The organism is Streptomyces sp. ISL-98 (genome assembly GCF_018614055.1).
Taxonomy (GTDB): Bacteria; Actinomycetota; Actinomycetes; order Streptomycetales; family Streptomycetaceae; genus Streptomyces; species Streptomyces spiramyceticus.
On the sequence record NZ_JAGGPB010000005.1, the window covers coordinates 331,515 to 343,905 of the forward strand.

A 12,391-nucleotide genomic window follows, 5' to 3' on the forward strand; every position below is an offset into this window, starting at 1 on the left:
CGGACGGAAGCCCTTCATGAGCCTGCACGGTCTGCTGGATGCCGTTGTACGAGACCCGGCGCTCGCCGAAGCGGTGACGGCCGCCGCCGACGGCAACCGCATGCACATCGACCTGGTCGGCCCGCCCGCCGCGCGCCCCTTCGCGGTGGCCGCGCTGGCCCGCGAGACCGGCAGGACCGTGCTCGCCGTGACCGCGACCGGCCGCGAGGCCGAGGACCTGGCCGCCGCGCTGCGCACGCTGCTGCCCGAGGACCGGGTCGTCGAGTTCCCGTCGTGGGAGACGCTGCCGCACGAGCGCCTGTCGCCGCGCAGCGACACGATGGGCCGCCGCCTCGCCGTCCTGCGCCGCCTCGCGCACCCCCGCGCCGACGATCCGTCCGCGGGCCCGGTGAGCGTGATCGTGGCGCCCGTACGGTCGGTACTGCAGCCGCAGGTCAAGGGGCTGGGCGACCTGGAGCCGGTGGCGCTGCGGACCGGGCAGAGCGCGGATCTGGGCGACATCACGGCAGCGCTGGCGGCAGCGGCGTACTCCCGGGTCGAACTGGTCGAGAAGCGCGGCGAGTTCGCGGTACGCGGCGGGATCCTCGACGTCTTCCCGCCGACCGAGGAGCACCCGCTCCGGGTGGAGTTCTGGGGCGACGACGTCGAGGAGATCCGTTACTTCAAGGTCGCCGACCAGCGCTCCCTGGAGGTCGCCGAGCACGGCCTGTGGGCGCCGCCCTGCCGCGAGCTGCTGCTCACCGACAGCGTGAAGGAGCGGGCGGCCGCCCTCGCCGAGGCGCACCCGGAGCTGGGCGAGCTGCTCGGCAAGCTCGCCGAGGGCATCGCCGTGGAGGGCATGGAGTCCCTCGCCCCCGTCCTCGTCGACGACATGGAGCTGCTCCTGGACGTCCTGCCCAAGGGCTCCATGGCGCTGGTGTGCGACCCGGAGCGGGTGCGGACCCGGGCGGCCGACCTGGTGGCGACGTCGCAGGAGTTCCTCCAGGCGTCGTGGGCGGCCACGGCGGGCGGCGGCGAGGCCCCGATCGATGTGGGCGCGGCGTCGCTGCGCGGGATCGCGGACGTACGGGAGCGGGCCCGCGAGCTGGACATGATGTGGTGGTCGGTCGCGCCGTTCGCGGCGGACGAGGAGCTTTCCACCGTGACATCAGCCGACGAGTCGGAGGGCACCCTCAAGCTGGGCATGCACGCCCCGGAGGCGTACCGCGGCGACACCGCGCGGGCGCTCGCCGACACCAAGGGCTGGCTGGCCGACGGCTGGCGCACGGTGTACGTCACGGAGGGCCACGGCCCGGCGGCGCGCACCGTGGAGGTCCTCGGCAGCGAGGGAATCCCGGCCCGGCTCGAAGCGGACCTGTCGGCGGTCGAGCCGTCCCTCGTCCACGTGGCATGCGGCTCGATCGACTTCGGCTTCGTGGACCCGGCGCTCAAGCTGGCCGTCCTGACCGAGACCGACCTGACCGGCCAGCGCACCGCCACCAAGGAACTGGGCCGGATGCCGGCCCGCCGCCGCAAGACCATCGACCCGCTGACGCTCCAGGCGGGCGACTACATCGTCCACGAGCAGCACGGCGTCGGCCGTTACGTCGAGATGATCCAGCGCACGGTCCAGGGCGCGACCCGCGAGTACCTCCTCGTCGAGTACGCCCCGGCCAAGCGCGGCCAGCCCGGTGACCGTCTCTACATCCCCACCGACCAGCTCGAACAGGTCACCAAGTACGTGGGCGGCGAGGCCCCGACCCTCCACCGGCTCGGCGGCGCGGACTGGACGAAGACCAAGGCGCGCGCGAAGAAGGCGGTCAAGGAGATCGCCGCCGACCTGATCAAGCTCTACTCGGCGCGCATGGCGGCCCCCGGCCACACCTTCGGCCCGGACACCCCGTGGCAGCGGGAGCTGGAGGACGCGTTCCCGTACGTCGAGACGCCCGACCAGCTGTCCACCATCGCCGAGGTGAAGGAGGACATGGAGAAGTCGATCCCCATGGACCGTCTGATCTGCGGCGACGTCGGTTACGGCAAGACGGAGATCGCGGTCCGCGCTGCCTTCAAGGCGGTCCAGGACGGCAAGCAGGTCGCCGTACTCGTCCCCACCACCCTGCTGGTGCAGCAGCACTTCGGGACATTCTCCGAGCGGTACGCCCAGTTCCCGGTCGTCGTGAAGGCCCTTTCGCGCTTCCAGTCGGACACCGAGGCGAAGGCGACCCTCGAAGGCCTCAACGAGGGCTCGGTCGACCTTGTCATCGGCACGCACCGGCTCTTCTCCTCCGAGACGAAGTTCAAGGACCTGGGCCTGGTCATCGTCGACGAGGAGCAGCGCTTCGGCGTCGAGCACAAGGAGCAGCTGAAGAAGCTCCGCGCCAACGTCGACGTCCTGACGATGTCCGCCACCCCCATTCCCCGCACCCTCGAAATGGCGGTCACCGGCATCCGCGAGATGTCGACCATCACGACGCCGCCGGAGGAGCGCCACCCGGTGCTGACCTTCGTCGGCCCGTACGAGCAGAAGCAGATCGGCGCCGCGATCCGCCGCGAACTGCTGCGCGAGGGCCAGGTCTTCTACATCCACAACCGTGTCGAGTCGATCGACCGGGCGGCCGCCAAGCTGCGCGAGATCGTCCCGGAGGCGCGGATCGCCACGGCGCACGGGCAGATGGGGGAGAGCGCGCTGGAGCAGGTTGTCGTCGACTTCTGGGAGAAGAAGTTCGACGTACTGGTCTCGACGACGATCGTCGAGTCGGGCATCGACATCTCCAACGCCAATACCCTCATCGTCGAGCGCGGCGACAACTTCGGCCTCTCCCAGCTCCACCAGCTGCGCGGTCGTGTGGGCCGTGGCCGCGACCGCGGTTACGCGTACTTCCTCTACCCGCCGGAGAAGCCGCTGACCGAGACCGCGCACGAGCGGCTCGCGACGATCGCCCAGCACACCGAGATGGGCGCGGGCATGTACGTCGCCATGAAGGACCTCGAAATCCGAGGCGCGGGCAACCTGCTCGGCGGCGAGCAGTCCGGTCACATCGCGGGCGTCGGCTTCGACCTGTACATCCGCATGGTGGGCGAGGCGGTCGCCGACTACCGCGCGGCGGTGGAGGGCGGCGTGGAGGAGGAGCCGCCGCTGGAGGTCAAGATCGAGCTTCCTGTGGACGCCCACGTTCCGCACGACTACGCCCCGGGCGAGCGCCTGCGCCTCCAGGCGTACCGGGCGATCGCCTCGGCGAACTCGGAGGAGGACATCAAGGCCGTACGCGAGGAGCTCACCGACCGCTACGGCAAGCTCCCGGAGCCGGTCGAGAACCTGCTGCTGGTGGCCGGCCTGCGGATGCTGGCGCGGGCGTGCGGCGTCGCGGACATCACCCTCGCGGGTCCCAACATCCGCTTCGGCCCGGTGGAACTGCGGGAGTCGCAGGAGCTGAGGCTGAAGCGGTTGTATCCGCGCACGGTGCTGAAGCCCGCCACGCACCAGATCCTGGTCCCGCGCCCGACGACGGGCCAGATCGGTGGCAAGCCGGTGGTGGGACGCGAACTGCTGGGGTGGACCGGGGAGTTCCTCACGACGATCCTGGGGTCGTAGCCAGTCGTAGCCAGTCGTAGCCAGTCGTAGCCGGCACTGGCCGGGCGTGCCCGGGTCGCTTCTGCGCGCCCCGGGCACGCCCGGCCGGTTTGTCTAGAGCGCGTCGAGGTCGACGGCCTCGGCCATCACGCGGTATCCGGCGTCGCTCGGGTGCAGGTGGTCGCCCGAGTCGTAGGCGGTGGCCATGCGGTCCTGGTCGGAGGGGTCGGCCAGGGCGCGGTCCAGGTCGACCACGGCGTCGTACTCCCCGGAGGTACGGATCCAGTGGTTGACCGCGTCGCGCTTGGCCTCGTTGACCTTCTGGGCGTCGTCGTAGAACGAGCCCTTGATGGGCGTCAGGGTGGCGCCGACTGCCTTGATGCCCTTGGCGTGCGCCTGGCGGATCAACGAGCGGTGGCCCTCGATCAGTTGGCTGACCGAGACCTCGGGGGTCGGGCCGCCCGGGAAGCTCGGTCCGCTGCCCCCGATGTCGTTGATGCCCTCCAGCACGATGACCGTGCGCACGCCCGGCTCGGTGAGCACGTCCTTCTTGAAGCGGGCGATGCCCTTCTCCCCGGCCCAGGTCGTGTCATTGGTGACCTGGTTGCCGCCGATCCCGTGGTTGAGGACGCTGCGGGGGTGCCCGGTGGCAGCGAAGCGCTCAGCCAGCTCGTCGGGGTAGCGGTTGTTCGTGTTCAGCGAGGATCCGACGCCGTCGGTGATGGAGTCGCCGAAGGTCACCACGCCGTCGCGGCGCGCGGACTTGCCACCGGTGACCTCGACCCCGGTGAGGTAGTACCAGGAGTCGCTGGTCTCCTTGAACGCCGCACCGTCGCGGTCCGAACGGTGGTCGCCCTGCGCCCGGTAGCTCGTGGCGGCGGAGAACGTGTGGAAGGTGGCAGGGCCGGTGGGCGCCGCCAGATACAGCGTGACGGTCACCGACTCCAGCGCCTTGACCTTGAACGGCACCCCGTCACTGGTCACCTTGCCGTCCGCCGGGATCGTTACCGACCGCCCCTTTCCGAAGGACAGCTGCCGGACCGAACCCTTCTGCACGGCGGCCCCCTTGTCCGTACGGGCCACCGTCGCGCCGGTGATACGGAGCGGGGTGCTGCCGTAGCGGTTGGACAGCTCGATACGGGCCTTGGTGCCGCCGGTGCTGACCCGTACGACCTGCCTGACCGTGTGGTTGTCGAAGCCCTGTTGCGACCAGTTCGGTCCGAACGGCGCGGTCGGCGCCTGCGGCGAAGTTGCCCAGCCGCCCTGCCACGCGTCACCACGCTGCTCGGCCGCCACGGCGCCCGCGGATCCCGTCAGTCCTGCCCCGCCGACGACCGGCAGCGCTGCCAGCGCGGCTGCCGAAAGCAGCGCAACTCCCGTACGTCGTAAGGAAGTCCTGGATCTCATGTTTCCCACCCCTGTTGTGTTCCGATGTCCATGTTGTTGATCACGTGCACACGCAACGATCAAGCGCGGAGCGGGTCCGGCTATTCCCTGGGGCGCGGTCGGGCCACCGGCGAACGGCCGTGGGATTCTGGCGGCATGCCTACCGACCCGTCAGGACGCACCGCCTTGATACGTACGCTCCGCACAGCCCTCCCCGTCGCCGCCCTCGCTTCCGCACTCGCCCTCACCGGCTGTACTCCGGAGACGACGGGCGGCGGTGGCCGTGACAGTGGCGGCCGGGACGGGGCGGGGGCGACGGCACCGGCCGGGTCGGCGCTCGCAGCCGTCGAGTCGCTGACCGTCAAGGGCCGCGCCCCTCGGACCGGTTACGAGCGCGAGGAGTTCGGGCGGGCCTGGGCCGACACCGACGGGAACGGGTGCGGTACACGCGACGACATACTGAAGCGGGACCTCGTGGACGTGCGGTTCCGCAGTGGCGGCGGCGGGGACTGCAAGGTCGCGGCGGGGACGCTCACCAAGGACCCGTACACCGGACAGCGCGTGGAATTCGTGCGCGGGCGCAGCAAGGTCGACATAGACCATGTCGTCGCTCTCTCCGACGCCTGGCAGAAGGGCGCCCAGAAGTGGCAGCGCCGCAAGCGCATCGCGCTCGCCAACGACCCGCTGAACCTGCTCGCCGTCGACTCCTCCGCCAACCGTCGCAAGAGCGACGGCGATACGGCGACGTGGCTGCCGAAGAACAAGGCGTACCGCTGTGTGTACGTGGCCCGGCAGGTGGCCGTGAAGGAGAAGTACGAGCTGTGGGTCACCCGTGCCGAGAGGGACGCCATGAAGCGTGTGCTGTCGGGGTGCCCCGGCGAGCGGCTGCCCGCGGGTGGTGCGCCGACCGAGGCGCCCGCGCGTTTCGGTCGTTGACGCACAACGCGTCGTTGACGCACAACGCGAGACCGGGCAGGCCGTCCCCCTCCGACGGCCTGCCCGGTCTCGCGGTACTGCTGGTGATCAGAGCTTCAGGTCCCACTGCGAGGCGTCGTACGTGATGCCGGGAGAGACCTCGACAGTGAGGTCCTTGGCGTCGGCGGGGGCGTCGAATGCCTGCTGCAGAGTGACCTTCTTGCCCGGCATGATCTTGCCGGTGAGGGGCTTGCCGACCTTGTCGTCGTAGACCCCCTCGGCCTCCACGCCGTCCTTGCCCGCGCGGGCCTCGGTGGTGAAGAGCGAGGCGTCGTACTTCTCCTTGCCGGCGTTCTCGACGACGATCGTGACCTGGTAGGCCTTGTTGCCCTTGGTGTGACCGACCGCGAACTCGCTGGGGGTGTACGGCTTGGGCTCGGAGACGGTGACCGTCAGCTTGTCGGGGTAGAGGGCCGAGTCGCCGGCCGCCAGGGTCTCGCCGGCCTTGTCGCCGCCCTTGTCGCCGCCCTTGGCGGAGTCGTCGCCCGACTTCTTCGACGCGGACGCGCCGTTGGTCGCCTTGTCGATCTCGTCGACTGCGTCGCCCACGGCCTTGAACAGGATCACCGCGCCGACGACCGAAATGATCAGGGAGACCAGGCCCAGGATGGCGCCGGTGAGGGCCACGCCCTTGTTGGTGGCCTCGCCGCGCTTGGCGCGGCCACGGCCGGCCAGGCCCATGATCAGGGCGATGATGCCGAGGATGCCGGCGAGCCAGAAGAGGAACGGGATCAGACCCGACAGTGCGCCGATGATGCCGAGGATCAGGGCGGCAGTGCCCAGGCCGTTCCGGGCCTGCGCGGCAGGCACCGGCGCCTGCGGGAACTGAGGCTGCTGCGTGTGCTGAGACATGGATGTCCTCCGGACAAGGTGTGTTCGGGACTGCCTGCCGCCCCGTGCTGCGATGCGGTAATCACAGCAGAGCTTGTGAACCGAGTCAACACGATTCACGGATTACTTGCCGTTCACGCCGTGAAGGGGGCTGTCTTGTATCCATGGGTATGCTCGATGCACAAGCAGGCGCAGGTGTACGAGGGGAGCCGGCCGGTGTCGGACAACGCAGCAGAGGTGACCGCCGCCGGAATCGCCCGGCTCGCGGGGGTCGGACGCGCCGCCGTCAGCAACTGGCGCCGTCGCCACCCCGACTTCCCCAGACCGGTCGGCGGCACCGAGACGAGTCCCTCGTTCGCCCTCTCCGAGGTCGAGCAGTGGCTGCGCGACCAGGGAAAGATTGCCGAGGTCCCGCTGCGCGAGCGCGTCTGGCAGCAGCTCGCCGGCCACCCGGCAGGTGCCGTCCCCGCCCTGATCCACACGGGCTGCGTGCTCCTCCTCGTACGCGACAGGCCCACCGCCTGGCTCCAACTGGCCGCCGTCTCCGACGAGAAGCTCGCACACCTGCTCCCGCCCGCCCTGGAGGAGATCCTCACCCCGCGCTTCGGCGCACACCGCGCCGTACCCACCCCGGGCACCCCCGAGCTGACCCCGTCCGTCCCCCTGCTGCGCGCGACCGCCGAACTCGCAGCCGGGATGGGCGGCGCGCGCCAGACGTACGAGTTCCTGCTCGGCCGTCACCTCGACGCCAACCCGCGCCAGTACACGCTGACCCCGCCGGGCCCCGCCGCCCTGATGGCCGCCCTCGTCGGCAGCCCCCGCAGCGTTCTGGACCCGGCCTGCGGCACCGGCACCCTGCTCCGCGCCGTCGCGTCGCAGCCCCCTGCCGCCCCGGAAGGCCCCGCGGCCACCGCCCTGCACGGTCAGGAGGCCGACCCCGACCTGGCCGCCCTCACCGCCCTGCGGCTCGCCCTGCACGCCGAGAACGGCGCCGCCGAAGTACGCATCGCCGCCGACGACTCGCTGCGCGCCGACGCCTTCCCGCACCTCGCCGCCGACGCCGTCCTCTGCCACCCGCCGTTCAACGAACGCAACTGGGGCCACGACGAGCTGGCGTACGACCCACGCTGGGAGTACGGCTTCCCGGCCCGTACGGAGTCCGAACTCGCCTGGGTCCAGCACGCACTCGCCCGGCTGCGCGACGGCGGCACAGCCGTCCTGTTGATGCCCCCCGCCGCCGCCTCCCGCCGCTCAGGCCGCCGCATCCGCGCCGACCTGCTCCGCCGGGGCGCCCTGCGCGCCGTCGTCGCCCTGCCGGCCGGCGCCGCGCCCCCGTACGGCATCCCGCTCCACCTGTGGGTGCTGCGCAAGCCCGCCGCCGACGGCCGGCCCGCCCACGAACTCCTCCTCGTGGACACCGCCGACCTCTCCGCCGCCGGCCGCGACAAGCTCGACTGGCAGGCCCTGCACACCGCCGTCCTCGACACCTGGCAGGTCTTCGACCGCCGGGGCACGGTCGAGGAGCGCCCCGGTGTCAGCCGCGCCGTGTCCGTCATCGAGCTCCTCGACGACGACGTCGACCTCGCCCCCGCCCGCCACCTCCCGCCCCCCGCCGCGGGCGGCGGCGCCGCCGAACTCGCCGACGTACGGGAGCAGCTGGCCGACACGCTGCGGATGACCACCGAACTCACGCCCTCCACCGTCGAGTCCACGCAGCCCGTCCGCTGGCCCGCCACCACCGTCGGCGAACTCGCCAGGGCCGGGGCACTGGTCCTGCGCGCGGGCGGCGCGGGAGCCGCATCGGGAGAAACCGTCCTCACCGAACAGGACGTCCTCACCGGAAGCGCACCCTCCGGCACTCTCCCCGAAGGACCGGCGGAAGACCCCGTACTCGTCGAGGCGGGCGACATCGTCGTGCCCGTACTGGGCGGCGGCGCCGTCGTCCGTGTCGTCGACGAGGCGACGGCGGGCGCCGCCCTCGGCCGCAGCCTCCAGCTGCTCAGGCCGGACCCGGAGGCCCTGGACCCCTGGTTCCTCGCCGGGTTCCTGCGCGGCACCGCCAACAACCGGCAGGCCAGCAGCTATGCCTCCACCTCGACCCGGCTCGATGTACGCCGCCTCCAGCTGCCCCGGCTGCCCCTCGAAGACCAGCGGCTCTACGGCGAACGCTTCCGCACCCTCGCCGCCTTCGAGGACGCCCTGCGCTTGGCCGGGCGGCTCGGCGAGCAGCTGGTGCAGGGGCTTTACGACGGGCTGACGGACGGGACCGTACGACCGGAATAAGCCGGGGAACGAGGGGCCCGGGGAGGGAGGGTGAGCCCGGGGTGAGGTGCGCCACACCGGATCCGTACAACCCGGAGACCGTTGTCGGTGTCGGTGTATACGCTCGAAGCGCGTACCCCCACGACGCGCGTTGTCCCCGTGCACGTCCCCATGTGCGGGTCCCACCGGCTTTTCAGGAGCAGCCATGCACGGCTCCGGCAGCGCGCCGCCCGTTCGTAGCGACGGCGTCGTCATCACCATGCGTGTGCTGTTCGCGGTCGGCGCCGTATTCAGCTGCGGCTTGCTCGCGTGCGTGCCGCTGTTCCGTATCGCCATCCTGCGCGGGCGATGGTTCGACTGGGCCGTCGCCTGGCTGAGCCTGCCGGTCGCGATCGCGGGCTTCGCCGTCGTCGGCACGCTGCCCGAGGGCGACGCCAGGACCGACATCGCACTGGCCTGCATCCTGCTCCTCGGAGCCGCGAGCGCCGGGTATTTCCTGACGTTCGACATCCGGTACTACGCACGGCTCCGGGCCACGGCCGCCCCGTACACGCCCCTCGCCCCGCGCGCCCCCTACGGGCCGTACGCCGCCCCGGCGGCCGCCCCGGCGGCCGCCCCGCCGCACTACGGCTACCCGAACCCGTATGCCAACACCCCGGCGACCAATCCGGCCCCGGTGCAGCAGCCTCAGCCCCCACAGCAGCAACCGCCCCACCGCATGGACCAGGTCCGCGCCGAGCTCGACGAACTGAGCGACCTCCTGCGCAAGGACCAGCGGGGTGACCAGGACCGGTGAACGGACGGATCATCGCCGGGCGTTACGAGCTGGCCACCGTCATCGGGCAGGGCGGCATGGGCCAGGTCTGGAACGCGTACGACCAGCGCCTCGACCGCCGCGTGGCCGTGAAACTGCTGCGCCCCGACCGCATGGCCGCCGCCACCGCCGCAGAGGACATGCGCCGCCGCTTCGTGCGCGAGTGCCGCGTCACCGCCCAGGTCGACCACCCCGGTCTCGTCACCGTCCACGACGCGGGCAGCGACGACGACGACCTCTACCTCGTCATGCAGTACGTCAAGGGCGCCGACCTCGCGGACCACCTCGCCGAGCACGACCCGTACCCCTGGCCGTGGGCCGTCTCCGTGGCCGCTCAGCTCTGCGCCGTGCTCTCCGCCGTACACGCCGTGCCGATCGTCCACCGCGACCTCAAGCCGCGGAACGTCATGGTCAAGCCCGACGGCACCGTCACCGTCCTCGACCTCGGCGTCGCCTCCGTACTCGACACCGACACCACCCGCCTCACCCACACCGGTTCGCCCATCGGAAGCCCCGCCTACATGGCGCCCGAGCAGGCGATGGGCGGCGCGGTCGGCCCGTACACCGACCTCTACGCACTCGGCGTCCTCCTGCACGAACTCCTCAGCGGCAATGTCCCCTTCGCCGGATCCACCGTCCTGGGCGTCCTCCACCGCCACCTGTACGAGCCGCCCCTCCCGGTGCGCCAGCTCCGCCAGGACATCCCCGAGCCGCTCGAAGCGCTCGTCCTGCGGCTGCTCGCCAAGGACCCCCAGCACCGCCCGTCCTCGGCCCAGGAGGTCTACGAGGCTCTGGTCCCGCTGCTGCCGGCGCACGGCGGTGTGCCGTCGGGCCCGCTCGACCCGACCCGCCCCTTCCTGCGCCCGCACGCCCCCTGGCCCGACCGCGCCGCCACCCCGCCCGTCGCCCAGCCGACGACGCCCGCCGCCGCGCAGCCGGACGTCGCGAGCGCCGTCGACGAGGTCAAGCAACTCCTCGGCGAAGGGCGCATCACCCAGGCCGTCGACATCCTCGGTGGCATCCTCCCCGCGGCCGCCGCGCAGCACGGCGAGCGCTCCCCGGTCGTCCGCATCCTGCGCAAGCAGTACGCGGCGACGCTGCTGGACGACGGGCAGTACCGCCGCGCCCTGCCCGAGCTGCGCCGCCTCGCCGACGACCGTGCGGCCGAGTCCGGCCTGGCCGACCCGCAGGCGCTCCAGTTCCGTTACGACGCGGCGCAGTGCCTGGAGCAGCTCGGCGAACCGGCCGCGGCGCTCGCCGAGTACCGCGGCCTGCTCCCGTACTACGAGAACCAGTACGGGCAGGGGGCAGCCGCCTCGTCCGCCACGGCCGACGCCACCGCCCGCGCCTTCGACATCCGGCACCGCATAGCGAACCTGCTGCTCGCGATGGGCGACCATGCCGCGGCGCACGGCCAGTTGCAGGGCCTGCTGTACGACGCCGAGCGCGCGTACGGGGCGTACCACCCGCTGCCGGCCGAGGTGCGCCGCGCCCTCGACCGGCACCAGCGGATGCGGGGCGCCTGACACGGGCCGCCTGACACGCCGCCTGGTGCGGGGCGCCTGATACGGGGCGCCTGATACGGGCTGCCCGTAGCGGCGCCCGATACAGGGCGGCAGCGGCGCCCGATACAGGTGCCGGGTGGTCAGCGCGCCCGCAGGAACGCGGACGTGGCCACCCGGCCCACCATCTGGAGCCGGCTGTCGCCGCCCGCCAGGTGCTTGTCCAGGGCGTCCTTCACCCCGGGCCAGCGCCCGTCGCCGTAGTCGTCGAGGACCACGATTCCGCCCTGCGCGGCGATCAGCTCGACCCACTCCAGGTCGGCGCGCACGCCCTCGAATGAGTGGTCCCCGTCCACCACGATCACGCCGTACTTCCGGTCGGAGATCTCCGCCCGTACGTCGGGATCGCCGGAGAAGCCCTGCCTGATGCGCGCCTCGACGCCCGGACGGCCGCCGCCGAGCGCCAGGTTGGCCCGTACGACGTCCTCGCGGACGGGAGTGCCCGTCGGCTCCTCGTAGTCCGATGTGCCCGGCTGGAGCTGGGAGCCGGCCAGCGGGTCCACGATCGTCAGCGTCGCCTCGATGCCCGTGCGGTGCAGCATGCGCATCAGGGCGGCCGCGAACAGGCCGTGCAGCGTGCCGATTTCGAGGACTTCGAGATCGTTGCCGTTGCGCGGCGCCAGCAGCGGGATGGTGGCGAGCTTGCCGCACACATTGGACGTGCCACCTGCCATGCGGCCCACGCCGAGCGCCTCGATGGCGACCACATTGCGGTAGGCGACGGTGACATTGCGGCGGGCGCGCTCACTCTCGTCCGTCGCGGCCCCGACCTCGCTCACGAGCGTGCTGATCTGGTCGGGTGTCGGCATGCGGTGCTGGCCGCGCCCGGTGCGGTCGAGCAGCATGCTGATGCCGTGCTGCCTGCGCCGGAGCTCGGTGACTTCCTTGCGGAGTCCGGCGGTGCTGCGTTGGATGCGCTGGTCGACGAGCGCGGCGACAGGGCGCAGGGCCCACTTCGTCAGCCGGTTGCTCAGCAGAGATGGCATGCGGATTCGCCTCTGGCTTCGGTCC

General features: G+C 71.8%; 8 protein-coding genes. 5 read left to right on the forward strand and 3 right to left on the reverse strand.

From position 1 onward, the window contains the following. Nucleotides 1-16: 16 nt before the first annotated feature. Complete coding sequence (mfd, locus tag J7I98_RS06705) at nucleotides 17-3,571, forward strand: transcription-repair coupling factor (RefSeq protein WP_214919632.1); 3,555 nt, start codon at nucleotides 17-19, stop codon at nucleotides 3,569-3,571. A 93-nt stretch (nucleotides 3,572-3,664) separates the two neighbouring features. On the opposite strand, the gene J7I98_RS06710 is transcribed toward mfd, so the two are convergent. Then, a complete protein-coding gene (locus J7I98_RS06710; protein ID WP_214919633.1) occupies nucleotides 3,665-4,957 on the reverse strand; it encodes an SGNH/GDSL hydrolase family protein in 1,293 nt (430 codons plus the stop codon). A gap of 135 nt (nucleotides 4,958-5,092) precedes the next feature. Between J7I98_RS06710 and J7I98_RS06715 the strand changes: the two genes are divergently transcribed. After that, complete coding sequence (locus J7I98_RS06715) at nucleotides 5,093-5,872, forward strand: HNH endonuclease family protein (protein WP_214919634.1); 780 nt, start codon at nucleotides 5,093-5,095, stop codon at nucleotides 5,870-5,872. An 87-nt stretch (nucleotides 5,873-5,959) separates the two neighbouring features. On the opposite strand, the gene J7I98_RS06720 is transcribed toward J7I98_RS06715, so the two are convergent. Beyond that, a complete protein-coding gene (locus J7I98_RS06720; RefSeq protein WP_214919635.1) occupies nucleotides 5,960-6,763 on the reverse strand; it encodes a DUF4190 domain-containing protein in 804 nt (267 codons plus the stop codon). Nucleotides 6,764-6,958: 195 nt separating this feature from the next. Here J7I98_RS06720 and J7I98_RS06725 point away from each other — a divergent pair, with 195 nt between their 5' ends. The 3 genes from J7I98_RS06725 to J7I98_RS06735 all read left to right on the forward strand — a co-directional run bounded on the left by J7I98_RS06725 (nucleotide 6,959) and on the right by J7I98_RS06735 (nucleotide 11,344). Then, complete coding sequence (locus J7I98_RS06725) at nucleotides 6,959-9,025, forward strand: N-6 DNA methylase (RefSeq protein WP_214919636.1); 2,067 nt, start codon at nucleotides 6,959-6,961, stop codon at nucleotides 9,023-9,025. A 184-nt stretch (nucleotides 9,026-9,209) separates the two neighbouring features. Then, complete coding sequence (locus J7I98_RS06730; protein WP_214919637.1) at nucleotides 9,210-9,800, forward strand: hypothetical protein; 591 nt, start codon at nucleotides 9,210-9,212, stop codon at nucleotides 9,798-9,800. Beyond that, complete coding sequence (locus tag J7I98_RS06735) at nucleotides 9,797-11,344, forward strand: serine/threonine-protein kinase (protein ID WP_214919638.1); 1,548 nt, start codon at nucleotides 9,797-9,799, stop codon at nucleotides 11,342-11,344. Before J7I98_RS06730 ends, J7I98_RS06735 begins: the two co-directional genes overlap by 4 nt. 119 nt (nucleotides 11,345-11,463) lie before the next feature. On the opposite strand, the gene J7I98_RS06740 is transcribed toward J7I98_RS06735, so the two are convergent. Continuing rightward, nucleotides 11,464-12,366: a class I SAM-dependent methyltransferase gene (locus tag J7I98_RS06740; RefSeq protein WP_214919639.1), complete on the reverse strand. Its 903-nt coding sequence runs from the start codon at nucleotides 12,364-12,366 to the stop codon at nucleotides 11,464-11,466. Nucleotides 12,367-12,391 lie beyond the last annotated feature (25 nt).

Excerpts from the sequence above, each read along its gene's own strand:
- mfd (WP_214919632.1), top strand. The coding sequence starts at position 17 with ATGAGCCTGCACGGTCTGCTGGATGCCGTTGTACGAGACCCGGCGCTC.
- J7I98_RS06710 (WP_214919633.1), bottom strand. The coding sequence starts at position 4,957 with ATGAGATCCAGGACTTCCTTACGACGTACGGGAGTTGCGCTGCTTTCG.
- J7I98_RS06715 (WP_214919634.1), top strand. The coding sequence starts at position 5,093 with ATGCCTACCGACCCGTCAGGACGCACCGCCTTGATACGTACGCTCCGC.
- J7I98_RS06720 (WP_214919635.1), bottom strand. The coding sequence starts at position 6,763 with ATGTCTCAGCACACGCAGCAGCCTCAGTTCCCGCAGGCGCCGGTGCCT.
- J7I98_RS06730 (WP_214919637.1), top strand. The coding sequence starts at position 9,210 with ATGCACGGCTCCGGCAGCGCGCCGCCCGTTCGTAGCGACGGCGTCGTC.
- J7I98_RS06740 (WP_214919639.1), bottom strand. The coding sequence starts at position 12,366 with ATGCCATCTCTGCTGAGCAACCGGCTGACGAAGTGGGCCCTGCGCCCT.